Source organism: Pseudomonas sp. Irchel s3f7, assembly GCF_900187615.1.
Taxonomy (GTDB): domain Bacteria; phylum Pseudomonadota; class Gammaproteobacteria; order Pseudomonadales; family Pseudomonadaceae; genus Aquipseudomonas.
In genome coordinates this window covers 14036-39821 of record NZ_FYDO01000013.1, presented here as the reverse complement: position 1 = coordinate 39821, position 25786 = coordinate 14036, and the positions used below count along the sequence as shown (strand labels likewise).

The following is a 25786-nucleotide window of genomic DNA, read 5'->3' as shown; positions in this document are numbered from 1 at the left end:
GACTTGCGATGGCCTTGCTACAGCTGGAGCGCATCAGCGCACAGTACCCCGGTAGCCCGGAACCGGTGCTGGCGGATATTTCCCTGAGTCTTGGGCCCCAGCAATTGCTGGTCGCCCTCGGCCCGTCCGGCAGTGGCAAGACGTCGTTGTTGAACCTGATTGCCGGTTTCGTCGAGCCCAGCGCCGGGCGCATCACCCTGGATGGCGTACCGGTCAAAGGCCCGAGCGCCGAACGCGGTGTAGTGTTCCAGGACGATGCCCTGCTGCCTTGGCAGGACGTGCTGGCCAACGTCGGCTTCGGCCTGGAACTGGCCGGCATCGCCCGGGACAAACGCGAAATCCGCGCCCGGGAAATGCTCGCGCTGGTGGACCTCTCCGGGTTTGAGAACCGCCGGATCTGGCAACTCTCGGGTGGCCAGAAACAACGTGTCGGCCTGGCCCGCGCCCTCGCCGCCGACCCGCGTGTGTTGCTGATGGATGAGCCCTTCGGCGCCCTCGATGCCTTCACCCGTGAACAGATGCAAGAGCTGCTGCTGCAAGTCTGGCGGCGCACGGCCAAACCCGTGTTCCTGATCACCCACGACATTGAAGAAGCGGTTTTCCTCGCCACCGACCTGATTCTGCTGGCACCCAATCCTGGGCAAATCGTCGAGCGTTTGAGCCTCGACTTCGGTCAGCGCTACGCCGCCGGTGAGTCGGCTCGCTCGATCAAATCCGACCCACGCTTTATCGAAACCCGCGAACACGTACTCGCCAAAGTGTTCTCCCAACGCAGCGCCGCCCAGCGGCAGGAGCGCGCATGAGCAGCTACGAAATCCCCGCAGCGACGGCGATCAAACCCGGCGCTACGACAAGTCCGGTCCGTCGCAGCCTGAGCACTCGCTGGATCAGCCTGTTGACGCTGGCCGCCCTCGTTTTCATTTGGTGGGCCGTCACCGCGAGCGGTTTGATCGAACCGCTGTTCCTGCCGCCACCGTCCGCCGTGCTGCAAAAAGGCTGGCTGTTGGTGACCAGCGGCTACATGGATTCGACGTTGTGGCAGCACTTGGGCGCGAGTCTCGGCCGCATTGGCCTGGGCCTCGGTTTCGCAGTGCTGACCGCCGTGCCGGTGGGCATTGCCATCGGTGCCAACCGTGTTGCTCGTGGCGTGCTCGATCCGTTGATCGAGTTCTACCGCCCGATTCCGCCACTGGCCTATCTGCCGCTGATCGTGATCTGGTGCGGCATCGGTGAGTTGTCAAAAGTCTTGCTGATCTACCTGGCGATTTTCGCCCCGATTGCCATCGCTACCTCCACTGGTGTGCGCACCGTCGACCCGGCCAAGTTGCGCGCCGCGCAGTCCTTGGGAGCGACTCGGGCGCAGTTGATTCGCCACGTCATTTTGCCAAGTGCCTTGCCGGACATTCTGACCGGTGTGCGCATTGGCCTGGGTGTGGGCTGGTCGACGCTGGTCGCCGCTGAACTGATTGCCGCCACCAGCGGCTTGGGCTTCATGGTGCAGTCGGCCGCGCAGTTTCTGGTCACCGATGTGGTGGTGCTGGGCATTCTGGTGATCGCACTGATTGCCTTCGCCATGGAAATGGGCCTGCGCGCCTTGCAACGCAAACTGGTGCCGTGGCACGGCCAGGCTCACTGAAAATTGAACAACCCTGTAGGAGCGAGCTTGCTCGCGATTGCTAATCATCAGACGACGATGCTTTGACTGATGCACCGCGATCGCGAGCAAGCTCGCTCCTACAGTTGGTAAACCGGATTGAAGAGAATCATCATGAGTCAGTTGTCCATCACCCCTTTAAGCTCCGCCCTCGGCGCCCAGATCAGTGGCATCGACATCAGTCAGCCGCTGAATGTGGAACAGCGCGATGCCATCGAACAGGCACTGCTCAAACATCAGGTTTTGTTCTTCCGCAATCAGCCAATCACCCCACAGCAACAGGCACGATTCGCCGCCAATTTCGGCGACCTGCACATTCACCCGATCTACCCGAACGTGCCTGAGCAACCCGAAGTGCTGATCCTCGACACCGCCGTCACCGACGTGCGCGATAACGCCATCTGGCACACCGACGTAACCTTCCTGCCGACCCCGGCCATGGGCGCGGTACTCAGCGCCAAACTGCTGCCGGAGTTCGGTGGCGACACGTTATGGGCCAGCGGTATCGCAGCGTATGAAGCCTTGTCGGCACCGTTGAAAAACCTGCTCGAAGGACTCACCGCCACCCACGACTTCACCCGTTCATTTCCGCTGGAGCGCTACGGCAACACGCCAGAGGCGCTGGCCCAATGGGAAGAAGCCCGGCGCAAGAACCCGCCACTGTCGCACCCGGTGATCCGCACGCATCCGGTCAGCGGACGCCGCTCGTTGTTCGTCAACGAAGGCTTCACCTCGAAGCTCAACGAGCTGTCGGAAACCGAGAGCGAAGCGATTCTGAAGTTCCTGTTCGCCCATACAACTCGCCCGGAATTCACCATTCGTTGGCGTTGGCAGCAGGACGACATCGCGTTTTGGGACAATCGCGTAACCCAGCATTACGCGGTAGACGACTACCGCCCGGCGCGGCGGGTGATGCAGCGGGCGACGGTGTTGGGGGATGTGCCGTTTTTCAGGTGAATATTGAGCCGGCTTCCTGGGTAAACCGGCTTTACCCAACCGCTATGCCGACAATTCCCGCAGGGCCGCTGCGGCTAAAAAGCCAGATCTTGAACTGTACCGTTGATCCCGTCTGACGGTCTGATCGATACGCTCGAGCAGTTGCTCTGGCAGCGTGGCATTGAAGCGCACCGACTTGCCGAAATAGGGCGTGATGTCAAAATCGACCACTGCCCAAACCCCACCAGCAAAATCGGGATTATCAAGGTGCGCGTCGATTTCCTGCACCTGCGGCAACGGATCACCGTCGGCAACCAAACCCTCGTAATGTAGAGACAGCGCTTCCTTCACGTTTTCGAGCGCCTGCGCCACCGTGCCACCCGCCGAGAAACAACCCGGCACGTCCGGGACGATTACTCCGTAATCAGAGTCGGCATCCTTGTGCAGAACAACCGGAAATTTCATCTCGATGATTCCTTCCTGTGATGTGTCCCTGTCGGGACTTTCATATCCGTTGACGGGTGTCATTTCAGCCCCGCCTGTTTCAATATGCTGTTGATCGTTCCTTTTGGCAGCTCCGAATCAGGATGTTTGTACTGATGATGACTACCTTTCACCGCCACCAGATACCAACCATCTTCTTCGATCATCCTGATCATTTCCCGACTTCGCATGTCCTTCGCCTTTTTCGACATCAACGGCTGTCTACTTTAAGCGCCAAGGCTTGACAACAATACACACCATACACACTCAGTAAAATATTGGCCGAACAAGCCGAGCCTGACCTTCACCCCAGACCGACGGCGCACTTGCACAATCGCACTCGGCAGGCACAAAGTTGCCATGGCATCAAACCGGCGATACCTATCGCAAGGATGGAGCAAGCATGCACACGACGATCATCATCACCTTCGGCCTGGCCCTGCTCGCGATGATGCTGTTCATCGGCGAGAAACTCGGCTTCAGCCGGCAGACCCTGACCTACAGTTTCGTCGTCCTGTGGCTGGCGTTGACGGTCATCAATGGTGCCATTGGCATGGTGACGGCCGGCCAGTCGCTGAGCACGGAATTGGGGATCGGCACAATGGTGTTCAGCATTCCGGTGGCGGCGCTGGTGTTGTTCATGGTGCTGAGCGCCGAGACCTGACTGGCCTCGACGCCCTGCCCCCCGATCAGCGCACCAGATGCAGGAACTGCATGTGCCGTTCGTACTGGTCGAGGATGTCGTTGATGATCTGCTCCTTGGTGTAGCCGACCAGATCGTAGTCCTGACTGCCTTCGCTCAAATGCACTTCGGCGCGGTAGTAACGGCGATTGTTGAGCTGCTTGGAACCCATGCCGCCACGGGCAAACGACGGCGTGAAGTAGCCGCGCATCTGCACTTGATAGACGAACGGATGCTGATCGCCATGGCCGATTTCCAGGCTGACGCTGTCGTTGGCCGGGTCCGGGTGTGTCGCTACGTGCAAACCTTTTTCGATGAACACGGCAGACACTTCTTCAATGGCCGGACGCACCGTCGTATCGAGGAAACGATAAACCTCATCACGCGACGGAAAATGCACCGCCTGGCTCAGGCGCTGACGCCAACCGCCCTTGCCACGCCGTGAGCCGGACACCGGCGCCAGCGAGTGCATCTGCGCAATCTGCTTTTGCGACTCCAGATAAAACGCCTTGTGCAGTCCCCACATCATCAGCAGCAAGATCAGCGAGAACGGCAGCGACGTCAGAACCACCGCCGACTTCAGCGCATCGATACTGCCGGAGAACAGCAGCGCACTGGTCACCAGCGCAGTCATTGCGCCCCAGAACACCCGCAACCATTTCGGCCCGTCTTCGTCCGGATTACCGCCCTTGGCAGACAGCGTCGACAGCACCACAGTGCCGGAATCGGCAGAGGTCACGAAGAACACGAAACTGATGAACACCGTAATGGCGATGACCGTTTTGCTCCACGGGTAGGTTTCCAGCAGCAGGTAAAGGGTCATCGACGGGTTATCGATGGCCGACATGCCCAGCGCGCTCATGCCGTGGTTGAGCACCTGATCGATGGCGCTGTTGCCGAAGATCGACATCCACGCCAGGGTGAAGCCGAGCGGGATCAGCAGCACGCCGAAGACGAATTCACGGATGGTGCGGCCACGGGAAATCCGTGCGATGAACAGGCCCACGAACGGCGACCATGCAATCCACCAGGCCCAGTAGAACACTGTCCAGCCACCCAGCCAGTCGCTGGGTTTGTCGTAGGCGTAGAGATCGAAACTCTTCATCGGCAACGCACCGAGGTAGTCACCGAGGTTCTGGATCAACGTGTTGAGCAAATGCTGCGTCGGCCCGGCGAACAACACGAACAGCAGCAGTGCGCAGGCCAGCAGCATGTTGATGTCGGACATGACCCTCACGCCCTTATCGACGCCTGATACGGCAACGATGATCGCTGCGCCCATCATCAGCGTGATCAGCCCGACTTGAATCCACTGCGTGTGAGCGATGCCGAACAGGTAGTCCAGACCCGAGTTGAGATGGAGTACGCCAAAGCCCATATCGGCACCAAGACCGAACACCGTGGCGATGATGCCGAAACCGTCCACGGCGTAACCGATGGGGCCGTTGATGCGTTTACCGATCAGCGGGTACAGCGCCGAACGCAGGGCCAGCGGCAGGTTATGTCGATAGGCAAAATACGCCAGCGCCATGCCGACAAAGGCGAACACTCCCCAGCCATGCAGGCCCCAGTGCAGAAACAGGATCTGCATCGCCTGTCGCGCCGCATCCGCCGTGCCCGCCTCGCCTTGGGGCGGTTGGAGCATGTGGGTCAGCGGTTCGGACACGCAGAAGAAAAACAGCGTGATGCTGATCCCGGCGGCGAACAACATGCCGGCCCAGGACAGGTAACTGAATTCGGGCTCGTCGTGGTCGGCACCGAGTTTGATCTTGCCGTAGCCCGATAACGCGGTGACCACCACGAAGACCAGATACAGGGTCATCGCCAACATGTAATACCAGCCGACCGTGTTGGCCGCCCAGTTTTGCGCCGCCAGTAACCAGGCCCCGGCTTGCTCGGGCATGGCGATGACAACAACGCCAAACAACAGAATGAAGCTCGCCGAGAAGTAGAAAACCGGCGGATTCATGCGGACCAGGCCGCTTGGTGGGAGGGACGATGCACTCATGAGCGGTGCACCTCGGGGGGATAAAACGTGGCTGTAGAAATCGGACTCAGCAAAGGCAAGCCTCCTGTTGTGAGCGGGCGGCGAACCACCGGTTTAACTTGAATGAACGTTCAAGTTAAACATACATAGGGGGCTAAGGACTAATCGCAGGGCTCGGCGGTACTGGTTGAACGCTAGCTCAAAGAAGGGCATTACGCGGAATTTAGAGGTGTTCTGCAGGAGCTGCCGCAGGCTGCGATCTTTTGATTTTGGTTCGCGGCGTGCTTGGAAAAGATCGCAGCCTCGTTGCACTCGACAGCTCCTACAGCTGTTACATCCTTACTTCTGCGCCCCATCATCGAGCTGCAGATTCGCTTGGGTCAGGTTGCTGCCCGCCGGCACGCTGCGGGTCAACCAGACATTGCCGCCGATGGTCGAACCCTGGCCGATGGTGATCCGCCCCAGAATCGTCGCGCCGGCATAAATCACCACGTCATCCTCGACAATCGGATGTCGCGCCTGCCCCTTCTGCAATTGGCCGTCCTCATCCGCCGGGAAACGCTTGGCGCCCAACGTCACCGCCTGATAAATCCGCACGCGTTCGCCGATGATCGCGGTCTCGCCGATCACCACGCCGGTCCCGTGATCGATGAAGAAACTGCGACCGATCTGCGCACCAGGGTGAATGTCGATGCCAGTGGCTGAGTGGGCGATTTCCGCGCTGATCCGTGCCAGCAACGGCAACCCGGCGCGATACAAATGGTGAGCCAGACGATGGTGAATCACCGCCAGGATGCCCGGGTAGCACAACAGCACTTCATCGACGCTGCGCGCCGCCGGGTCACCGTGATAGGCCGCCAGCACGTCGGTATCCAACAGGCTGCGCAACCCCGGCAACGCGAGAGCGAAATCCTGAATGATCTGAATGGTCCTGGCTTCGACTTCCGTCTCGGCCTGGGCACTGTGGCGCGCGGCATAACGCAGTTCGAGTCGCGCCTGGGCCAACAAGGCATTCAGCGCCACATCCAGTGTGTGGCCGACATAGAAGTCTTCACTTTCCTCACGCAAGTCCACCGGCCCCAAACGCATCGGGAACAATGCACCACACAAGGCTTCGAGAATCTCCGCCATGGCCGCCCGGGAGGGCAACTCGCGACCACCCTGCTCGCCGCTGGCCCGGCCGTTTTGTGCTCGCCACTGTTCACGTGCCGTGCGCAGCTGGCTGACGATGGTCTGCAATTGCCAATGGCTGGATCGCTCACTCACGGTAAAAGACTCCTTACGGGCGGCCGGACTGTCTGGCCGCACTGACGGCGCCTACTTTACGGCAAGGGTCGCAAGGCAAATTAAGAACCAATTGTGCTGTGGTCAGTTCGTTTGGCTATAAGTGATTGACGGTTGCCGCGACAAATCGGCGTGCCTATAGTCCTGAGATCTTTCACCGCCAGTACGGACCCATGATCAAACAACAGCTCGCCCGTTTTAATCGTCTCGACCTGCTCGGTCAGCCCACCGCCCTGGAAAAACTCGAACGCCTGTCGACGTGGCTGGGCCGCGATGTGTACGTCAAACGCGATGACCTGACGCCGCTGGCCATGGGTGGCAACAAGCTGCGCAAACTCGAATACCTGGCCGCCGACGCCCTCGCCCAAGGCGCCGACACCTTGATTACCGCCGGCGCACTGCAATCCAATCACGTGCGCCAGACGGCCGCGATTGCCGCAAAACTTGGCCTCGGCTGCGTGGCCCTGCTGGAAAACCCGCTCGGCACCGACGACAGCAACTACACCGGCAACGGTAACCGCCTGCTGCTCGACCTGTTCGCCGCCAAGGTCGAGCTGGTGGAAAATCTCGACAACGCTGACGAGCAACTTCAGGCCCTCGCCAATCGGCTGCGCAGCAACGGCAAGAAGCCGTATCTGGTGCCGATCGGGGGCTCCAATGCCTTGGGTGCGCTGGGTTACGTGCGTGCGGGGCTGGAACTGGCCGAACAGATCAAGGACACCGGCCTGACCTTCGCCGCCGTGGTCCTGGCGTCGGGCAGCGCCGGGACCCACAGCGGTCTGGCGCTGGCCTTGAGCGAAGCGCTGCCGGACTTGCCAGTGATTGGCGTCACGGTTTCGCGCAGCGAAGAAGACCAGCGGCCGAAGGTCCAGGGCCTGGCTGAGCGCACCGCCGAACTGCTGGGCGTGAGCCTGCCGGCTGCATTCAACGTCGAGTTGTGGGACGAGTACTTCGGCCCGCGCTATGGCGAGCCGAATGCCGGGACACTGGCGGCGTTGAAGCTTTTGGCAAGCCAGGAAGGCCTGTTGCTCGACCCGGTCTACACTGGCAAGGCGATGGCCGGGTTGCTCGACGGGATCGGACGTCAGCGTTTCGATGAAGGTCCGATTATCTTCCTGCACACCGGTGGCGCACCGGCGTTGTTTGCCTATAAGGATTTTCTGACGGGTTGACGCACATTTGTGGAGTGGGGCTTTTGTGGCGAGGGGGCTTGCCCCCGTTGGGGTGCAAAGCCCCCCTGAAACCTGCGATGCGGTGTTTCAGTTAAGTCTCGGTTGTAGGTTATTTGCGACTGCTGCGCAGCCGAACGGGGGCAAGCCCCCTCGCCACAATGGACTACCCATATATTCATTTAACGCATAACAAATAGAATATTTATTATTTTCCAATCTAACCACGTCATCTTATAGTCACGCCGCAGGCGAATTTGCAGCGAGACGCATAAGCTGCTTTAGGGCACGATATCGCAGTCGTCCAAATCCCGAATTTGCCAACTTTCCTAATGCGTCTTCCATAAGAAAACACAGGGGCTTGTCATGAATTTTTCCGCACTACGTCGAAATCTGCTGGTGGGTTCACTCGGCCTGGCACTGAGCGCCGGCCTGATTGGCCAGGCGGTTGCCGGTGAGCAGCTGCAACAAATCAAGGACAAAGGCGTGATCAACGTCGGCCTTGAAGGCACTTATCCACCGTTCAGTTTCGTCGATGCCGACGGCAAACTGGCCGGCTTCGAAGTCGAGTTCTCCGAAGCCCTGGCCAAAGAGCTGGGCGTTAAAGTCAAACTGCAACCGACCAAATGGGACGGCATCCTCGCGGCGCTGGAATCCAAACGTCTGGACGCAGTGATCAACCAGGTGACCATCTCCGAAGAGCGCAAGAAGAAGTACGACTTCTCCGTGCCTTACACCGTGTCCGGTATTCAGGCGCTGGTGCTGACGAAGAAGGCCGCCGAGCTGAACATCAAGACTGCCGCCGACCTGGGTGGCAAAAAAGTCGGCGTCGGCCTGGGCACCAACTACGAACAGTGGGTAAAAGAAAACGTGCCGACGGCTGACATCCGCACCTACGAAGATGATCCGACCAAGTTCCAGGACCTGCGTGTCGGCCGCATCGACGCCATTCTGATCGACCGCCTCGCCGCGCTCGAATACGCCAAGAAAGCCAAGGACACCACCGCCGCCGGTGAAGCGTTCTCCCGTCAGGAAGCCGGTATCGCCCTGCGCAAAGGCGAGCCAGAACTGTTGGCCGCGGTGAACAAGGCAATCGAAAAGCTGCGTGCCGATGGCACCCTGAAAAAGCTCTCGGAAAAATACTTCAACGCTGACGTCACTCAATAATGGAAGAAGCTTTTCAACTCGCACTGGACTCCGCGCCCTTTCTGCTCAAGGGCGCGTACTACACGGTGATCCTGAGCCTGGGCGGGATGTTCTTCGGCCTGGTGATGGGGTTTGGCCTGGCGCTGATGCGCCTGTCGCGTTTCAAGCTGGTGAGCTGGATTGCCCGCATCTACGTGTCGTTCTTTCGTGGCACGCCGTTGCTGGTGCAATTGTTCGTGATCTATTACGGCTTGCCGCAGTTGGGTGTGGAACTGGATCCGCTGCCGGCGGCCCTGATCGGCTTCTCGCTGAACATGGCCGCGTACGCCTGTGAAATCCTGCGTGCCGCGATCAGCTCCATCGAACGCGGCCAATGGGAAGCAGCTGCCAGCATCGGCATGACCCGTGCACAGACGTTGCGTCGGGCCATCCTGCCGCAAGCCATGCGCACGGCATTGCCACCGCTGGGCAACAGCTTCATTTCGCTGGTCAAGGACACCGCGCTGGCCGCCACCATCCAGGTGCCGGAACTGTTCCGCCAGGCGCAACTGATCACCGCCCGCACCTTCGAAATCTTCACCATGTATCTTGCCGCCGCACTGATCTACTGGGTTCTCGCAACCGTGCTATCGCACCTGCAGAACCAGCTGGAAGCGCGGGTCAATCGGCACGACCAGGAGTCCTGACCCGATGATTGTCGTGGAAAAACTGACAAAACAGTTCAAGGGTCAAGTGGTGCTCAACGGCATCGATCTTGAGGTCAAGGAAGGCGAGGTGGTCGCGATCATCGGCCCTAGCGGTTCGGGCAAGACCACCTTCCTGCGCTGCCTGAATTTTCTGGAGGAGCCTTCCAGCGGCCGGATCAAGGTCGGCGATATCGAAATCGATACCAGCCGCCCCCTGAACCAGCAGCAGAGCCTGGTGCGTCGTTTGCGCCAGCATGTGGGCTTCGTGTTCCAGAACTTCAACCTGTTCCCCCATCGCACTGCCCTGGAAAACGTTATCGAAGGCCCGATCATCGTCAAGAAGATCGCGCACGCCGATGCCGTTGCCCTGGGTAAAAAGCTGTTGGCCAAGGTTGGCCTGGCCGGCAAGGAAGACGCTTACCCGCGTCGTCTCTCCGGTGGTCAGCAACAGCGCGTGGCGATTGCCCGGGCGCTGGCGATGGAACCGGAAGTGATCCTGTTCGATGAACCGACCTCGGCGCTCGACCCGGAGCTGGTGGGCGAGGTGCTCGCGACCATTCGTGGCCTGGCCGAAGAAAATCGCACCATGGTGATCGTCACCCACGAAATGGGCTTTGCCCGGGACGTGGCCAATCGCGTGGTGTTTTTCGATAAAGGCGTCATCGTCGAACAAGGCGAAGCCAAGGCGCTGTTTGCCAACCCGAAAGAAGAACGGACAAAACAGTTCCTCAGCAAGTTCTTGAACAACGCCCACAACTAACAAACCTGCGCAACACCGGATAACTTCCACGGATGGAAGTTACACCCACCGCCAACAAACCTTTTCAAACCCAAATAAATGTACGCGAATGCCAGACAACTCTTTGTCAGCGCAAGCGGTACATATTTATATTCAAACAACCATTCAATCACGCTATTGATCGCTGTATGACGAGCCCCTACAGGGGCTTAGGCTTTGCTATGAAAAACCCGATTCCAGCGGGTTTTAGCAGGCATATTCGACACAGACCCAAGGCTTATTAACCTTCCTACGTAGGAACTTTCTGAATAACTACCCTCTCCCGCCTTAACCCATAATTCTTATTGACACTTATTCCAGCACACTCTTATCTAGTCTCCTGCCGCGACACTCACAACGCTTAATCATTATTCCAACTCAAAGTAATGAAATGTTTTGCTGTTCGATACTTACGTTTTTTTTGTTTTTCCAGAAACGGACTTCGTTGCAAGACTTCAAGGAGACTCCATGAAAAGCACCTCGAACAAACCCGGGCCCGTGGCCCCGACCCTGGCGCAATCTCACAGGACCGGTATCAACATCACCTGCGCAGCACATCTGTTGATCGACGTGGCACCCTACCCCGGCATGGACGAAGGGGATCTGATCGAACTGTTCTGGGATAACTGCTATGTGGCCTCCAGAGCCCTGACACCCAGCGATATCGGGCAATCGGTGCAGCTACGGGTCCCTGAAAGCTTCGTCACCAACGGGACTTCGCGCATTCACTACCGGATCATGCAGGTCGGCCAAGCGCCGGCGGTATCAGCCAGCAGGCAAGTGCAGATCAAACTCGACTGCCCTGGCGGCCAGCCCTCCCCATTGTGCGGCGATGAAAATCAAAGCCTCGCGCCGGTCAGCATTCCCGAGGCGATTCGCCGTCAGGGGGTCAACGCCAATCAGATCAAACGCGGTGTTCCACTGACCATTGAGCCGTACCTGAACATGGCCATCGATGACGAAATCACCTTGCGCTGGGGTGATGCGCGCATGGATCTGCCAAGGCTCAAGGCGAGTGATGTGGGCCAGCCCATTCAGGTCTGGGTGCCGCCGGCCATCATTCTCGAAGCCGGCGAAGACCTGCGGCTGGAGGTGACGTATTGCATCCTCGACCGGGTGGGCAATAACTCTCGCTGGGCGCCGGCACGTGTGCTGAAGATTGGTTGTGCCAATCCTTATCTGAAAGTCCCGAAGAAACAGCCCCTCAAGGCTGCCGAATCCCGCGAAAAATGATCACAACCCCTGTGGCGAGGGGGCTTGCCCCCGTTGGGGTGCGTAGCGCCCCTGCCCCCTGCAATTGAGTCCATTCAAATAAATCGCGGAGAAAGATTTTGCGACTGCTGCGCAGCCGAACGGGGGCAAGCCCCCTCGCCACAGGGATTGCCTCCCTCTCCCCGAGAACACCCTTCTATCTATATTCCTAAAAGTTAGTTCATAAAATATTTATACACGTTTAGGGTATATGAACCGGACCACCGGACATCCTTGTTTTCATGCGCGGCCACAAGCGGCGCTTTCATAAGATGTGAGGTAGGTATGGTCCGTAACACAATCACCCCAGTGCAGATCGCCAGGGCATTGCGTGTTGCCAAGGAGTGGCGCTGATGTCCAGTCTGGCAGATGCAATCGTCCAGAGTGACCTGGACATCATCCCGTTGTTGTTGCCCGCACAAGTCCTGCGCAACGATGCCCAAGCCATCAAGGCTGCCCACGAGCTGGCGCAGGTCGCCCGCCTGCAAGCGGCCAAACGTGACCAGCAGCGCAAGCTGCCATGGTCTGAAATCGAACAGTTCACCCGCAGCGGCCTGGGCAGTATTTCCATTCCCCGTGAGTATGGCGGCCCCCAGGTTTCGTTCGTCACCCTGGCCGAGGTGTTCGCGATCATTTCCGCGGCAGACCCGGCGCTTGGGCAGATCCCGCAAAACCAATTCGGCATTCTTAACCTGGTGCTTGGCAGCGCCACCGAAGCGCAGAAACAACAGCTGTTCAAAAGCGTGCTCGACGGCTGGCGCATCGGCAATGCCGGGCCGGAACGCGGCACCAAAAACACCTTGGAACTGAAAGCGCGCATCTCCGCCGACGGCGTCCTCAACGGCCAGAAGTTCTACTCCACGGGTGCACTGTTCGCCCATTGGGTCGCGGTCAAAGCATTGAACGAGGACGGCAGACAAGTGCTGGCGTTCATCCGTCGCGGCACACCGGGATTGCGCATCGTTGATGACTGGTCGGGCTTCGGTCAGCGCACCACCGCCAGCGGCACGATTTTGCTCAACAACGTGCAGGCCGATCCCGAATTGGTGGTGGATAACTGGCGCATCAATGACACGCCGAATATCCAGGGCGCCGTCTCGCAGTTGATCCAGGCTGCCATCGACGCTGGCATCGCCCGGGGCGCCATCGACGATGCCATCGACTTCGTGAAAAAACGCGCCCGGCCGTGGATCGACGCCAAGGTCGAACGGGCCAGCGATGACCTGTATGTGATCGCCGACATCGGCAAACTGAAAATCGAACTGCACGCCGCCGAAGCCCTGTTGCGCAAGGCCGGGCAGGTGCTTGATCAGGTCAGCGCCGCGCCCTTCACCGCCGAGTCCGCCGCCCGCGCCTCGATTGCCGTGGCCGAAGCCAAAGTGCTGACCACCGAGATCTCGTTGCAGGCCAGCGAAAAGCTTTTCGAACTGGCCGGCAGCCGCGCGACCCTCGCCGAATTCAACCTCGACCGTCACTGGCGCAACGCCCGGGTGCACACGCTGCACGATCCGGTGCGCTGGAAGTATTACGCGGTGGGCGCCTATCGCCTGAACGGCACGTTGCCGGCCCGTCATTCCTGGATCTGACGACCAGACATCTGGAGAAACACATGACAAGTTCTCACCACGTCGCGGTCATCACCAGCGATGAGCAAGCCCTGATCGTCGCCAGCGACCTGGCCGACGATTTCAAGCGTGACAGCGCCCTGCGCGACCGCGAGCGTCGTTTGCCACACCCGGAACTGGAAGTGTTTTCGCGCTCCGGCCTGTGGGGCATCAGCGTACCGAAAGAATACGGTGGTGCAGGGGTTTCCAACGTCACCCTGGCCAAGGTCATCGCCCTGATCGCACAGGCCGATGGTTCGCTCGGGCAGATCCCGCAGAACCATTTCTATGCACTGGAAGTGCTGCGCGTAAACGGCAGTCACGAGCAAAAAAAACGTCTTTATGCAGAAGTCCTGGCCGGCCAGCGCTTTGGCAATGCCTTGGCCGAACTCGGCACCAAAACCGCCCACGACCGCACAACCAGCCTGACGCGTGACGGCAACCGTTTTCGCATCAACGGTCGCAAGTTCTACGCCACGGGAGCGATTTACGCCCAGCGAATTCCGACTTCAGTGGTGGATGAAAACGGCGTGCAGCAACTGGCGTTCGTGCCGCGTAACAGCAAAGGCCTGACCGTGATTGATGACTGGAGCGGCTTCGGTCAACGCACCACCGGCAGCGGTTCGGTGGTGTTCGAAGACGTCCATGTCGCTGCCGAAGACGTCATCCCGTTTCAAAGCGCTTTCGAGCGCCCGACGCCGGTCGGCCCGTTGGCGCAGATTCTCCATGCCGCCATCGACACTGGCATCGCCCGCGCCGCGTATGAAGATGCGTTGCATTTCGTGCGCACGAAAACCCGGCCGTGGATCGACGCCACCCACGAAAACGCCACGGACGATCCGCTGACCCTCAAGAGCTTCGGCCACCTGAGCATTCGCCTGCACGCCGCCGAAGCGCTGCTGGAACGTGCGGGCGAATTCCTCGACAAGGCCCAGGCGGACACCAACGCCGACACTGTCGCCGCCGCGTCGATTGCCGTTGCCGAAGCCCGCGCCATCAGCACCGAAATCTCGCTCGCTGCCGGCAGCACGCTGTTCGAATTGGCCGGCAGCCAGGCGACGCTGCGCGAACACGGACTGGACCGGCACTGGCGTAACGCCCGCGTGCATACCCTGCACGACCCGGTGCGCTGGAAGTATCACGCCATCGGCAACTACTACCTCAACGATGAAAACCCGCCACTGCGGGGGACCATCTGATGGCCAAAAAGAAGATCCTGCTCAACGCGTTCAACATGAACTGCATCGGGCACATCAACCACGGTTTGTGGACGCATCCACGGGACACGTCGACCCGGTACAACACCCTCGAATACTGGACCGAACTGGCGCAATTGCTCGAGCGTGGCTTGTTCGACGGCCTGTTCATTGCCGACATCGTCGGGGTCTACGACGTTTACCAAAACTCGGTGGATGTACCGCTCAAAGAGTCGATCCAGTTGCCGGTCAACGACCCGTTGTTGCTGGTTTCAGCGATGGCGGCAGTGACGAAAAACCTCGGTTTCGGCCTGACCGCCAACCTCACTTACGAACCGCCCTACCTGTTCGCCCGGCGCCTGTCGACGCTCGATCATCTGAGTCGCGGCCGCGTGGGCTGGAACATCGTCACCGGCTACCTCGACAGCGCCGCCAAGGCCATGGGCCTGAGCGAACAGGTCGAGCACGACCGCCGATATGACCAGGCCGACGAGTACCTGCAAGTGCTCTACAAACTCTGGGAAGGCAGTTGGGAGAACGGCGCGGTGCTCAACGATCCGCAGCAGCGGATCTATGCGCAGCCGGACAAAGTGCACAAGGTTGAGCACACAGGCGAGTTCTACCAGGTCGAGGGTTATCACCTCTGCGAGCCGTCGCCGCAACGCACGCCGGTGCTGTTTCAGGCGGGCAGTTCGGATCGCGGTTTGCAGTTCGCCGGGCGACATGCCGAGTGCGTGTTCATCAGCGGCCAGACCAAGGCGTCGACCAAGCTCCAAGTGGACAAGGTCCGCGCCAGCGCCATCGCCGCGGGGCGCACCCCTGACGACATCAAGGTGTTCATGGGCCTGAACGTCATCGTTGGCGAAACCGAAGAGCTGGCCTGGGCCAAGCACGCCGAGTACTTGAGCTACGCCAGTGCCGAGGCCGGCGTGGCGCATTTTTCGGCCTCCACCGGCATCGATTTTTCCGAGTACGCCATCGACGAGCCGATCCAGTACGTGAAGAGCAACGCGATCCAGTCCGCAACCAAACACCTGCAAAACAACGACTGGACCCGACGCAAATTGCTCGAACAACACGCCCTCGGTGGTCGCTACATCACCGTGGTGGGTTCGCCCGAGCAGGTGGCAGATGAACTGGAATCCTGGATCGCCGAGACGGGGTTGGATGGCTTCAACCTGACACGGATTGTCACGCCGGAAAGCTATGTGGATTTCATTGAGCGGGTGATTCCTGAGCTGCAACGGCGCGGGTCGTACAAGACCGCTTATGACAATGGCACTTTGCGGCAAAAGCTGTTTCACGAAGGGGCGCATTTGCCTGAGCAACACACCGGCTCGGCGTTTCGCCGTTAAAAGAATCGCCGACAAGCCAGCGCCTACAGGGTTTTGTGAACGCCATAAATCCACTGTAGGAGCTGGCTTGCCAGCGATGAGGCCCGACCAAACAACACAAACCTTATGCACTGACTGGATAACTCATCATGAAAAAGAACTACTTCTCTCACCCAGTCAAAGCACTGGCCCTGGCCCTCGGCCTCTTCAGCTCCGTGACCTTCGCCGCCGACGCGCCATTGAAAATCGGCACCACCGCGGCTTTCGCCATTCCTCTGGAAGCCGCCGTCGAAGAAGCCAACAAACAAGGCCTGAAAGTCGAACTGGTGGAGTTCAGCGACTGGATCGCACCGAACGTCAGCCTGGCCTCAGGCGATATCGACGTGAACTACTTCCAGCACATCCCGTTCCTGGAAAACGCCAAGGCTGCCGCCGGTTTTGACCTGGTGCCGTTCGCGCCCGGGATCATCAACAACGTCGGTCTCTACTCGAAGAAATACAAAAGCTTCGACGAGCTGCCAGAAGGCGCGAGCGTGGCCATCGCCAACGATCCGATCAACAGCGGTCGCGGTTTGCAGTTGCTGGCCAAGGCGGGGCTGATCACGCTTAAACCCGGCGTCGGCTACAAAGCCACCGAAGAAGACATCATCGCCAACCCGAAGAAAATCAAAATCCTCCAGGTCGAAGCCGTGCAACTGGTGCGTGCTTACGACGACGCCGATCTGGTCCAGGGTTACCCGGCCTACATTCGCCTTTCGAAGACCTTCGATGCCGGTTCCGCGCTGCTGTTCGACGGTCTCGATCACAAGGAATACGTGATCCAGTTCGTGATCCAGCCGAAAAGCAAAACCGACCCGCGCCTGATCAAGTTCGTCGACATCTACCAACATTCCCCAGCCGTTCGCGCAGCATTGGATAAGGCCCACGGCAAACTCTATCAAGCCGGTTGGGAAAGCTGAGCATGACCGCCGCGATCCAACGGCGACTGGAAATTCCAGAGCCTGCAAGCGCTGCACAAACGGAGCTGCATCCCGAGCTCAATCGCGCCCATGTGCGCTTCATCAATCTGGGCAAAACCTACAGCGGCCAGCAAGGCCCGGTGGCCGCGTTGCATGGCATCGACCTGGCGATCCAGCGCGGCGAAGTGTTCGGCATCATCGGTCGCAGCGGCGCCGGCAAGTCGTCACTGATCCGCACCATCAACCGCCTGGAACAACCGAGCAGTGGTCGGGTGCTGATCGATCAGGTCGACATCGGCGAGTTCGACGAAAACCGCTTGGTGGCGCTGCGTCGGCGCATCGGCATGATCTTCCAGCACTTCAATCTGATGTCGGCCAAGACGGTTTGGCAGAACGTCGAATTGCCGTTGAAAGTCGCGGGCGTACCCAAGGAAAAACGCGACCGGAAAGTCCGCGAGCTGCTGGAACTGGTGGGTCTGCAATCCAAGCACAAGGCCTACCCGGCGCAACTTTCCGGCGGACAGAAACAGCGTGTCGGCATCGCCCGCGCGCTGGTGCATGATCCGGACATTTTACTGTGCGACGAAGCCACCTCGGCGCTGGACCCGGAGACCACACAGTCGATCCTCGGCCTGCTGCGCGAGATCAACCAGCGCCTGGGCCTGACCATTGTGTTGATCACCCACGAGATGGCGGTCATCCGCGATATCTGTGATCGCGTCGTGGTGCTGGAACACGGGCGCATTGTCGAGCAAGGGCCGGTGTGGGAAGTGTTCGGCAATCCGCAACATGACGTCAGCAAGACGCTACTCGCGCCGTTACAACACGCGTTGCCAGAGGAGCTGCAAAGTCGTTTGCACCCGCAGCCAAAAACCGCCGATGCCGCCGTGGTCCTGCGCTTGCAGTTCACCGGCAGCCAACGCGACGAGCCGGACCTGGCCGCGTTGTTCAGCGCACTCGGTGGTCGCGTGCGACTGCTGCAAGGGGGAGTGGAACGGATTCAGGGGCATGCCCTCGGGCAGTTGTTGTTGGCGGTGAGCGGCTCGCCGCTGGGTGCCGAGGCATTGCGTCAGCGCGCCGGCCAGTGGGCGCAACAGGTGGAGGTGCTGGGTTATGTGGTTTGATCGCTTGTTGCAGGGTTTCATCGACACGTTTTTGATGGTCGGCGTGTCGTCGTTGATCGCGCTGTTGGCGGGTATTCCGCTGGCGGTGATCCTCGTCACCAGTTCCAAGGGTGGCATCTATGAAGCGCCAGCGCTGAACCGGGCCTTGGGCGCGTTCGTGAACCTGTTTCGCTCGATTCCGTTCCTGATTTTGATGGTGGCGCTGATTCCGTTCACGCGGTTGATCGTCGGCACCACTTACGGCGTGTGGGCGGCGGTAGTGCCGCTGACCATTGCGGCGACACCGTTCTTTGCGCGCATTGCCGAAGTCAGCTTGCGCGAGGTCGATCACGGTTTGGTCGAAGCAGCGCAGGCGATGGGATGCCGGCGTTGGCACATCGTTTGGCATGTGTTGTTGCCTGAAGCGCTGCCGGGGATTGTTGGTGGGTTCACCATCACGCTGGTGACGATGATCAACTCCTCAGCCATGGCCGGGGCGATTGGTGCGGGCGGGTTGGGCGACATTGCCTATCGGTATGGGTATCAGCGCTTTGATAGCCAGATCATGTTGACGGTGATTGTGTTGCTGGTGGTGTTGGTGGCGGCGATTCAGTTGGGTGGGGATCGGTTGGCGCGGGGGTTGAACAAGCGCTAAGCACGTTGCGAACACCCTTTGTGGCGAGGGGGCTTGCCCCCGTTCGACTGCGCAGCAGTCGCAAGAACAGTTACTCCGCTTTTGCAGACACACCTCATTGAATGGTTTTGGGGCCGCTTCGCGTCCCAACGGGGGCAAGCCCCCTCGCCACAGGTGATCACATACTTCCAGCGGGAAGTTTTCGTACAGGAAAATCAGCGATTCCGAAGGCCTGTTCCCTTTCCTTTGCAGGACATTTCCTAGATCATTTCGCTCGCTTGCGCCTGCCAAATCCGGTGGCTAGTCTCGGTCCGTCACTGCTTATCAGTGATCGGGTTTAGTCGCCCGGATTTCTCTAGGCGCACGGCGTCACCTCATCTCAGGTGTTTTTCATTGCCTGAACTATGGTGGCTGTGCGCAGGGCACCCTCGGGTGCGCCGGTATGCCTGGAGGCCGGTCGACTAACCTGTGTGCAGCCGCCACCCCTGTTCGTTTAGTCGCGATATCGGTTGGCTTTAAAGCACGCTATGACGCGCTTCGGGAACGAGGCAAGAGCGCAAAAGTCGCGCTCATTGCCTGCATGCGGATACTGCTGATCAGACTGAATGCCATGCTACGGAACGGTACTGAATGGCGCTGACGAATGGCATGGTGAAGACAGTTGCTCCCTCAGGATAGCGAGCCGGTTCTAACGCCGCGGTACCTGTGGGAGCGGGCTTGCCCGCGATGGGCTGCGCAGCAGCCCCCGGCGCCATGGCGTATATTTGGTGAATCCAAATTGCCTGCGCAGCCGACCATGAAGCAAACACCCGACGACCTCGAACAGATCACCTCCACCACTCTGGGTCATTACAACGCAGTCGCCGAAGACTTCCGTGCAGGCACCCGCGATCACGACGTCAGCCAGAACATCGCTGCCCTGTTGCGACACCTTCAGGGCGAGGCGCCTTTCGACGTTCTCGATTTTGGCTGCGGGCCGGGACGCGATTTGCAGACCTTTACCCGCATGGGCCATCGGGCCGTCGGCCTCGACGGTTCGCAAAAATTTGCACAGATGGCCCGTGAGGACAGCGGTTGCGAAGTCTGGCAGCAGGACTTCCTGAAGCTTGATCTGCCGGCCGAACGCTTCGACGGAATTTTTGCCAATGCGGTGTTGTTTCACATTCCGCGTCAGGAATTACCGCGGGTGTTGAAGCAATTGCGCGGGGCGCTGAAAACGGGTGGGGTGTTGTTCAGCTCCAATCCTCGTGGCGAGAATCAGGAAGGCTGGAACGGGCCGCGTTATGGGTCGTATCACGACCTGGCGGCGTGGCAACAGTTGCTGACCGAGGCGGGGTTTGTGGAGTTGGAACATTACTACCGGCCAGCGGGGCTGCCGCGGGAGCAGCAGCCTTGGTTGGCGAGTGTCTGGCGTAAAGCTGTGTAGTCAGTTCGGACGCCATCGCGAGCAGGCTCGCTCCCACAGTGGATCGCGTTGTCTGTAGCGACGCGGTCAACCTGTGGGAGCGAGCCTGCTCGCGATGAGCGCGAAGCGCTCGCCTTTACTGCACCTCTTTCTTCGGCTCGCGAATCTTGTACCAGGCCACATACAGCGCCGGCAAAAACAGCAGCGTCAGCAAGGTGGCGATGACGATCCCGCCGATCATCGCGTAGGCCATCGGCCCCCAGAACACTTCCCGGGCAATCGGGATCATCCCCAGGCTCGCCGCCGCAGCGGTCAGCAAAATCGGCCGACGTCGGTGCTCGGTGGCCTGCACCACCGCATCCCACGGTGCATAGCCCTTCTTCTCGTACTCATCGATCTGGGTCACCAGAATCACCGAGTTACGGATGATGATACCGATCAGCGCCAGGATCCCGAGGATCGCCACGAAGCCCATCGGCGTACCGGTCGGCACCAGCGCAATCACCACGCCGATCAGCCCCAGCGGCGCGACGCTGGCCACCAGGAACAGCTTCTGCACGCTGTGCAACTGGATCATCAGGAAGGTCGCCATCATGAACAGCATCAACGGCACGACCTTGGCAATCGGGCCCTGGGCCTTGCCGCTTTCCTCCACCGTACCGCCCGTGGCGACTTTGTAGCCCGCCGGCAGTTTTTCGGCGAAGGCATCGATCGACGGCTTGAGGATTTTCACCAGGTCCGTCGGCTGGATCTCGTCGCGTATCGCCGCCTTGATGGTGATGGTCGGCAAGCGATCACGTCGCCATACCAACGGCTGCTCCAGCTCGTAACGCACAGTGGCAAACGCCAGCAATGGAATCGACGTGCCGCTCGGCGTGACGATTTGCAGGTTCTGCAGGGTTTCCGGCGTACCGCGTTCGGAATCCACCGCACGACCGACCACGTTGATCAGGTAGATGTCGTCGTCGACCTGAGTCACCGCATGGCCGCTGACGATGCCGTTCATCAGGTTGGCCACGTCTTCGGAAGACAACCCCAACTGCCGCGCCTTGTCCTGTGCGATGTCGATGCGCAGGACTTTGCCCGGTTCGTTCCAGTCGTAGATGATCTCGCCAACGTGCGGGTTCTTGTCCAGCTCAGTGGCGAGGTCGATGGCATGTCGACGCACCTGGTCGATGTCCTTGCCGCTGACTCGGTACTGGATCGGACGCCCGACCGGCGGGCCCATTTCCAGTGCCTGCACGTAACCGCCGATGCCGACGAAGTCGTTGCGCAGACGCTCACGCAGCTTCTGCATCATGGCCTCGCGGCTCTCGCCTTTGCTGACGATCACCAACTGCGCGTAGAACGGGTTTTGCAGTTGTTGGTCCAGTGGCAGGTAGAAACGGATCGCGCCCTGACCGATGTAGGTGCTCCAGCGCACGATGTCCGGATCGTCCTTGAGCGTGGCTTCGAGGCGATCGACAGCCCGGCGGGTTTCGTCGATCGAGGCGTTTTGCGGCAGGTTCAGGTCCACCAGGATTTCCGGGCGGTCCGAGGACGGGAAGAACTGGTTCTGCACAAAACGCATGCTGAACACCGACAACGCGAACAACAGCAAGGTAAAGCCGATGGCCCACCAGCGATTGCGCATGCACCACAGCAGCCCGCCGTTGAAGGCCTTGCCGATGCGTCCCGGTTCGCCTTCGTGGGATTTGACCTTGGTGCTGAGGATGTGCACGCCGATGACCGGCGCAAACAAGACCGCCACCACCCACGACACCAGCATCGCGCAGGCAATCACCGCAAACAGCGTGTAGGTGTACTCGCCCGCCGAGCTGGCGTTCAAGCCGATCGGCACGAAACCCGCCACCGTCACCAGCGTACCGGTGAGCATCGGGAACGCCGTGGAGGTGTAGGCGAACGTCGCAGCCTGCTCCTTGGTCTCGCCCATTTCCAGGCGCGTGACCATCATTTCCACGGTGATCATCGCATCGTCCACCAGCAGGCCGAGGGCGATGATCAGTGCACCGAGGGAGATCCGCTGCATGGTGATGCCGCTGTATTCCATGAACACAAACACCATCGCCAACACCAGCGGGATCGAGCACGCCACCACCAGCCCGGCGCGCACGCCAAGGCTGACGAAGCTGACCAACAGCACGATCACCACCGCTTCGAACAACGCGCTGGTAAAGCCGCCGACGGCTTCTTCCACCACCACGGCCTGATCGGAAACGTTGTGGATGCCGACACCCACAGGCAGGTCGGCGGTCAGCTGGTCGATACGGGCGTGCAAGGCCTTGCCGAACGCCTGGACGTTGCCGCCCTTCTGCATGGCAATGGCCAGCCCGATGGCCGGTTTGCCGTTGAAGCGGAATTCCGGCGCGGCGGGATCAACGTAGCCGCGTTTGATTTCAGCAATGTCCGCCAGTCGATAGTAGCGGTCGTTGAGCTTGAGGTTGACCTCGGCCAGGTCTTTCTCCGAAGCGAACTTCCCTGTAGTGCGCACCGAGATCCGCTCCGGCCCGGCCTCGATGACCCCCGCCGGCGTTACGGCGTTCTGGGTTTGCAGGCTCTGCACGACTTGAAGCTGATCGATGCCCAGCGCTGCAAGTTTGCGCGTGGAGAAGTTCAGGTACAGCACTTCGTCCTGTTGGCCGACCATTTCGATCTTGCCCAGCCCCGGCACGCCGCGAATTTCCATGCGCGCCTGTTCGACGTAGTCGCGCAACTGACGCTGGGTCAGGCCGTCGGCGGTAAAGGCGTAGATCGAACCGAAGACATCACCGAACTCGTCGTTGAACGACGGCCCCTGTATGCCTTGCGGGAACTGGTACTTGATGTCGTTGATCTTCTTGCGTACCTGGTACCAGATCTCCGGAATGTCCTTGGAACTGGTGGTGTCGCGCAGGTACACATACACCGTCGATTCGCCGGGGCGCGTGTAGCTTTTCACGTAATCGAGCGAGTCGAGCTCTTCGAGCTTTTTCTCGATTCGGTCGGTGACCTGCTTGAGGGTTTCCTCCTGTGTCGCCCCCGGCCATTTGCTCTGGATCACCATGGTCTTGATGGTGAATGAAGGATCTTCCTCACGCCCCAGGTTGAAGTAAGAGAACACACCCATCAGCAATGCGACGAACATCAGATACCAGATGAACGACTGATGCTTGAGAGCCCATTCGGAGAGGTTGAAAGGCCCTTTCATTGACTGTCCTCGTCGATTTTAACTGCCTGCCCTGGTTTGAGGCTGTGTACACCGGCACTCACCACCCGTTCACCGTTCTTCACCCCGCCGGCCAGCACTACAGTGCTGGCGGTGCGGCTGATCACGCTGACATCCCGGGGGGAGACGGTTTTGTTCTGTGCATCGATCACCCAGATGCGCTGTTTGCCATCGACCTCCTGCAACGCGGAAGCGGGCAGTTCGATGCGCGGCTTGATCGCCGTGCTCAAGGTGACGCTGATCGCCGTGCCCAGGCGAAAGCCTTCTGGCGTTTCGGCCAGGGTCAGACGGGCACGCCGGGTGCGCGTGGCGCTTTGCGCCTGGGGTTCGATTTCGCGAATGGTCGCGGTGGTGTTGATGCCTGGATTGAGTTGTGCCGCGACCAGAAACACCACATCACTGGGCAGCTGATCGACCAGCGTATCCGGCAGGTCGATCACCGCCTCTTTGATATCCGGTTGTGCCAGGGTGACCACTTGTTGCCCGGCTGAGACGACTTGCCCGGCCTCGGCGCTCCACGCCGTGACCACGGCTTTATGGTCGGCACGCAGCTCGGTGTAGCTCAATTGGTCCTTGCTTTGATTGACGGCCGCGCGGGCCTGATCGAGCGACGCCTGGGTGGTTTTCAGGTTGGTCATGGCGTCATCCAGCTGCGCCTGTGCGCCAACGCCACGATCAAACAGGGCTTGCTGGCGCATGGCACTGGCCTTGGCATTGATCAGTTGCGCCTGGATTTTCGCCAGGTCGCCCTGGGCCGAACGCAACTGATTCTGCTGGTCGGATGGATCGAGGGTGGCGAGCAGCGTGCCCTTCTCGACCTCGGCTCCCACATCGACATTACGACTGGCGATCCGACCGCCCACGCGGAACCCGGTGTTGCTTTCGTAGCGCGCCTGAATGCTGCCGGCGAAGCGCCCCAGATCCTCTTCGTTCAACGCCTTGATCTTGATCGACAGCACCGGGCGCACAGGCTCCGGTGGCGGCTTGCTTTCGGAACAGGCGCTCAGCAGCAGCCCGATGGACAACGCCCATAAAGGCTTCATGGCTTGGCCTCCCAGCTCAAATCCTTGTAAGTGTTTTCGGCAATCTCGACTTCCATGCCTGGGTGCAACAATTGCCCACCCGCCACAATGACTTTTTCACCGCCCTTCAAACCATCACCGATGATGACCTTGCCGGTCAGATAGCGGCTGACGGTGACCGAGTGCAACTGTGCCTGACCCTTGTCGTCGACAATCCAGACGGCCGGTTCACTGATGTTCTTGGTCAATGCAGACCACGGCAATTCCACGACCGACTTGCCTGATCCCCGGGCCGTGGCGCTGACCACCGAACCCAATTGCATACCCTCGGGCAATTTATCGAGGCCGACTTTCACCTGCACGGTACCGGACTGCGCCGACACCGCCGGCGTGATTTCACGCACGGTACCGGTGGTTTTGATGGCCGGGTTGTCGAGCAGGCTGAGGACAATGGTCTGGTCCTTCGGCTTCTCGGCCAGCAGTGATTCATAGACATTGAACACCGCATCGCGGTCGCCGTCAGTGGCCAGGCTGAAGATCGGCATGGTCGCTTGGACGACTTGGCCGACTTCGGCCTGGCGCTCGGTAATCACACCCGGCGCATCGGCGATCAGCGCCGTGTAGCTCAACTGATCCTTGGCATTGGCCAGTTGCGCCTGCGCTGCGCTCAATGCGCTCTGACTGCTGCGCAAGGCGGCCTGGGCCGAGTCGTATTCGCTTTGGCTGGTGTAGCCCTTGGGCAGGAGCTTTTGCTGACGCACGAACGCCGCCGCGCTTTGCGTCACCCGCGCCTGTTCGGCGACGACTTGCGCCTGGGCCGAATCGACACTGGTCTGCAAATCCTTGGGGTCGAGCCGTGCCAGCACTTGCTTGGCGGTCACCCGGTCACCCACATCGACCGAGCGCTGGATGATCTTGCCACCCACGCGAAACGACAGCTCAGTCTGGACACGCGCCTGAATGTCACCGGTGAGGGTGACCGAGGCCGCAAAATCTTCCGGCTTGACGACTTGCACGAACACCCGTGGCAGGTACTCCTGCACCGGTTTTTTCTCTTCGCAAGCCGTCAGCAGCATGACGACACTCAAGGCCATTACCACTTTCAATCCGGGAACCACCATGCACACTCCTTGGCCTTTTCAGATACAACACGACACAGAGCTTAGAACAGACTATGGACCTTGCACGAGCGTCTTATTAAGAAAAAGTTCGAAGCAGGTTCTGCCGAAAACACTTGCCATAGACGCCTGCGCCTACCCGACAATGAA

At 59.8% G+C, this 25786-nt stretch carries 23 protein-coding genes and 1 pseudogene; 17 read left to right on the top strand and 7 right to left on the bottom strand.

Features of this window, described 5'->3' with window-relative positions:
• The first annotated feature begins 8 nt into the window (after positions 1–8).
• The 3 genes from tauB to tauD all read left to right on the top strand — a co-directional run bounded on the left by tauB (position 9) and on the right by tauD (position 2611).
• On the top strand, positions 9–803 hold the full coding sequence (tauB, locus tag CKW19_RS13095; RefSeq protein ID WP_095058222.1) for a taurine ABC transporter ATP-binding subunit: 795 nt from the start codon (positions 9–11) through the stop codon (positions 801–803).
• Entirely contained in the window at positions 800–1636 is an 837-nt protein-coding gene (gene tauC, locus CKW19_RS13090; protein ID WP_095058221.1) for a taurine ABC transporter permease TauC, read from the top strand. Before tauB ends, tauC begins: the two co-directional genes overlap by 4 nt.
• Positions 1637–1768: 132 nt before the next feature.
• Positions 1769–2611, top strand: a complete 843-nt coding sequence (tauD, locus tag CKW19_RS13085) for a taurine dioxygenase (RefSeq protein ID WP_095058220.1) — start codon at positions 1769–1771, stop codon at positions 2609–2611.
• A gap of 42 nt (positions 2612–2653) precedes the next feature.
• Here the strand turns inward: tauD and CKW19_RS13080 are convergent, their stop codons facing one another.
• Entirely contained in the window at positions 2654–3118 is a 465-nt protein-coding gene (locus CKW19_RS13080) for a type II toxin-antitoxin system HicB family antitoxin (RefSeq protein WP_371856282.1), read from the bottom strand.
• Positions 3115–3264 carry a type II toxin-antitoxin system HicA family toxin gene (locus CKW19_RS13075; protein ID WP_095058218.1) on the bottom strand — a complete coding sequence of 50 codons (150 nt, stop codon included), beginning with the start codon at positions 3262–3264 and terminating at the stop codon, positions 3115–3117. Before CKW19_RS13075 ends, CKW19_RS13080 begins: the two co-directional genes overlap by 4 nt.
• 212 nt (positions 3265–3476) lie before the next feature.
• On the opposite strand from CKW19_RS13075, the gene CKW19_RS13070 reads away from it, so the two are divergent.
• Entirely contained in the window at positions 3477–3737 is a 261-nt protein-coding gene (locus CKW19_RS13070; protein WP_095058217.1) for a hypothetical protein, read from the top strand.
• A 25-nt stretch (positions 3738–3762) separates the two neighbouring features.
• Here CKW19_RS13070 and betT read toward each other — a convergent pair whose 3' ends face one another.
• Positions 3763–5724, bottom strand: a complete 1962-nt coding sequence (gene betT / locus CKW19_RS13065) for a choline transporter BetT (RefSeq protein WP_177408810.1) — start codon at positions 5722–5724, stop codon at positions 3763–3765.
• A 357-nt stretch (positions 5725–6081) separates the two neighbouring features.
• Complete coding sequence (gene epsC, locus CKW19_RS13060) at positions 6082–7008, bottom strand: serine O-acetyltransferase EpsC (protein ID WP_095058215.1); 927 nt, start codon at positions 7006–7008, stop codon at positions 6082–6084.
• 191 nt (positions 7009–7199) lie between these two features.
• Here epsC and CKW19_RS13055 point away from each other — a divergent pair, with 191 nt between their 5' ends.
• The 13 genes and pseudogenes from CKW19_RS13055 to CKW19_RS12985 all read left to right on the top strand — a co-directional run bounded on the left by CKW19_RS13055 (position 7200) and on the right by CKW19_RS12985 (position 20312).
• A complete protein-coding gene (locus CKW19_RS13055; RefSeq protein WP_095058214.1) occupies positions 7200–8198 on the top strand; it encodes a D-cysteine desulfhydrase in 999 nt (332 codons plus the stop codon).
• Positions 8199–8561: 363 nt separating this feature from the next.
• Positions 8562–9362, top strand: coding sequence for a cystine ABC transporter substrate-binding protein (tcyJ, locus tag CKW19_RS13050; protein ID WP_095058213.1), 801 nt, complete (start codon positions 8562–8564; stop codon positions 9360–9362).
• Positions 9362–10027, top strand: coding sequence for a cystine ABC transporter permease (gene tcyL, locus CKW19_RS13045; RefSeq protein ID WP_095058212.1), 666 nt, complete (start codon positions 9362–9364; stop codon positions 10025–10027). Before tcyJ ends, tcyL begins: the two co-directional genes overlap by 1 nt.
• 4 nt (positions 10028–10031) lie before the next feature.
• Complete coding sequence (gene tcyN / locus CKW19_RS13040; protein ID WP_095058211.1) at positions 10032–10787, top strand: L-cystine ABC transporter ATP-binding protein TcyN; 756 nt, start codon at positions 10032–10034, stop codon at positions 10785–10787.
• 486 nt (positions 10788–11273) lie between these two features.
• Positions 11274–12038, top strand: a complete 765-nt coding sequence (locus tag CKW19_RS13035) for a hypothetical protein (protein WP_095058210.1) — start codon at positions 11274–11276, stop codon at positions 12036–12038.
• A gap of 371 nt (positions 12039–12409) precedes the next feature.
• Positions 12410–13642: an SfnB family sulfur acquisition oxidoreductase gene (locus tag CKW19_RS13025; RefSeq protein WP_095058209.1), complete on the top strand. Its 1233-nt coding sequence runs from the start codon at positions 12410–12412 to the stop codon at positions 13640–13642.
• A 23-nt stretch (positions 13643–13665) separates the two neighbouring features.
• Positions 13666–14859, top strand: a complete 1194-nt coding sequence (locus tag CKW19_RS13020; RefSeq protein WP_095058208.1) for an SfnB family sulfur acquisition oxidoreductase — start codon at positions 13666–13668, stop codon at positions 14857–14859.
• Positions 14859–16211, top strand: coding sequence for an LLM class flavin-dependent oxidoreductase (locus CKW19_RS13015; protein ID WP_095058207.1), 1353 nt, complete (start codon positions 14859–14861; stop codon positions 16209–16211). Before CKW19_RS13020 ends, CKW19_RS13015 begins: the two co-directional genes overlap by 1 nt.
• Before the next feature lie 128 nt (positions 16212–16339).
• Positions 16340–17149, top strand: coding sequence for a MetQ/NlpA family ABC transporter substrate-binding protein (locus tag CKW19_RS13010; RefSeq protein WP_053160708.1), 810 nt, complete (start codon positions 16340–16342; stop codon positions 17147–17149).
• 2 nt (positions 17150–17151) lie between these two features.
• Positions 17152–18273 (top strand): methionine ABC transporter ATP-binding protein, encoded by a 1122-nt coding sequence (locus CKW19_RS13005; protein ID WP_095058206.1) that lies wholly within the window; start codon positions 17152–17154, stop codon positions 18271–18273.
• Positions 18263–18907 (top strand): methionine ABC transporter permease, encoded by a 645-nt coding sequence (locus tag CKW19_RS13000; protein WP_095058205.1) that lies wholly within the window; start codon positions 18263–18265, stop codon positions 18905–18907. Before CKW19_RS13005 ends, CKW19_RS13000 begins: the two co-directional genes overlap by 11 nt.
• Before the next feature lie 493 nt (positions 18908–19400).
• Positions 19401–19526 (top strand): annotated as a pseudogene (locus CKW19_RS29080) (IS110 family transposase); the annotation flags it as partial.
• Between the two features lie 156 nt (positions 19527–19682).
• Positions 19683–20312, top strand: a complete 630-nt coding sequence (locus CKW19_RS12985) for a bifunctional 2-polyprenyl-6-hydroxyphenol methylase/3-demethylubiquinol 3-O-methyltransferase UbiG (protein WP_095058203.1) — start codon at positions 19683–19685, stop codon at positions 20310–20312.
• 115 nt (positions 20313–20427) lie between these two features.
• Here the strand turns inward: CKW19_RS12985 and CKW19_RS12980 are convergent, their stop codons facing one another.
• Genes CKW19_RS12980 through CKW19_RS12970 form a run of 3 tightly spaced genes read right to left on the bottom strand, consistent with a single transcriptional unit; the run spans position 20428 to position 25639 of the window.
• The gene (locus tag CKW19_RS12980) at positions 20428–23478 is read right to left on the bottom strand and encodes an efflux RND transporter permease subunit (protein WP_095058202.1); all 3051 of its coding nucleotides are present in this window, start codon (positions 23476–23478) and stop codon (positions 20428–20430) included.
• A complete protein-coding gene (locus CKW19_RS12975; protein WP_095058201.1) occupies positions 23475–24539 on the bottom strand; it encodes an efflux RND transporter periplasmic adaptor subunit in 1065 nt (354 codons plus the stop codon). The genes CKW19_RS12980 and CKW19_RS12975 overlap by 4 nt, the downstream gene beginning before the upstream one ends.
• Entirely contained in the window at positions 24536–25639 is a 1104-nt protein-coding gene (locus CKW19_RS12970) for an efflux RND transporter periplasmic adaptor subunit (protein WP_095058200.1), read from the bottom strand. The genes CKW19_RS12975 and CKW19_RS12970 overlap by 4 nt, the downstream gene beginning before the upstream one ends.
• Positions 25640–25786 lie beyond the last annotated feature (147 nt).

Coding starts and splice junctions, on each gene's coding strand:
- CKW19_RS13000 (WP_095058205.1), top strand. CDS start 18,263: ATGTGGTTTGATCGCTTGTTGCAGGGTTTCATCGACACGTTTTTGATG.
- CKW19_RS13005 (WP_095058206.1), top strand. CDS start 17,152: ATGACCGCCGCGATCCAACGGCGACTGGAAATTCCAGAGCCTGCAAGC.
- tauB (WP_095058222.1), top strand. CDS start 9: ATGGCCTTGCTACAGCTGGAGCGCATCAGCGCACAGTACCCCGGTAGC.
- tcyN (WP_095058211.1), top strand. CDS start 10,032: ATGATTGTCGTGGAAAAACTGACAAAACAGTTCAAGGGTCAAGTGGTG.
- CKW19_RS13025 (WP_095058209.1), top strand. CDS start 12,410: ATGTCCAGTCTGGCAGATGCAATCGTCCAGAGTGACCTGGACATCATC.
- CKW19_RS13075 (WP_095058218.1), bottom strand. CDS start 3,264: ATGCGAAGTCGGGAAATGATCAGGATGATCGAAGAAGATGGTTGGTAT.
- CKW19_RS13010 (WP_053160708.1), top strand. CDS start 16,340: ATGAAAAAGAACTACTTCTCTCACCCAGTCAAAGCACTGGCCCTGGCC.
- tauD (WP_095058220.1), top strand. CDS start 1,769: ATGAGTCAGTTGTCCATCACCCCTTTAAGCTCCGCCCTCGGCGCCCAG.
- CKW19_RS13070 (WP_095058217.1), top strand. CDS start 3,477: ATGCACACGACGATCATCATCACCTTCGGCCTGGCCCTGCTCGCGATG.
- CKW19_RS12985 (WP_095058203.1), top strand. CDS start 19,683: ATGAAGCAAACACCCGACGACCTCGAACAGATCACCTCCACCACTCTG.
- tcyJ (WP_095058213.1), top strand. CDS start 8,562: ATGAATTTTTCCGCACTACGTCGAAATCTGCTGGTGGGTTCACTCGGC.
- CKW19_RS12980 (WP_095058202.1), bottom strand. CDS start 23,478: ATGAAAGGGCCTTTCAACCTCTCCGAATGGGCTCTCAAGCATCAGTCG.
- CKW19_RS13080 (WP_371856282.1), bottom strand. CDS start 3,118: ATGACACCCGTCAACGGATATGAAAGTCCCGACAGGGACACATCACAG.
- CKW19_RS13055 (WP_095058214.1), top strand. CDS start 7,200: ATGATCAAACAACAGCTCGCCCGTTTTAATCGTCTCGACCTGCTCGGT.
- CKW19_RS12970 (WP_095058200.1), bottom strand. CDS start 25,639: ATGGTGGTTCCCGGATTGAAAGTGGTAATGGCCTTGAGTGTCGTCATG.
- CKW19_RS12975 (WP_095058201.1), bottom strand. CDS start 24,539: ATGAAGCCTTTATGGGCGTTGTCCATCGGGCTGCTGCTGAGCGCCTGT.
- CKW19_RS13035 (WP_095058210.1), top strand. CDS start 11,274: ATGAAAAGCACCTCGAACAAACCCGGGCCCGTGGCCCCGACCCTGGCG.
- tcyL (WP_095058212.1), top strand. CDS start 9,362: ATGGAAGAAGCTTTTCAACTCGCACTGGACTCCGCGCCCTTTCTGCTC.
- tauC (WP_095058221.1), top strand. CDS start 800: ATGAGCAGCTACGAAATCCCCGCAGCGACGGCGATCAAACCCGGCGCT.
- betT (WP_177408810.1), bottom strand. CDS start 5,724: ATGAATCCGCCGGTTTTCTACTTCTCGGCGAGCTTCATTCTGTTGTTT.
- CKW19_RS13015 (WP_095058207.1), top strand. CDS start 14,859: ATGGCCAAAAAGAAGATCCTGCTCAACGCGTTCAACATGAACTGCATC.
- CKW19_RS13020 (WP_095058208.1), top strand. CDS start 13,666: ATGACAAGTTCTCACCACGTCGCGGTCATCACCAGCGATGAGCAAGCC.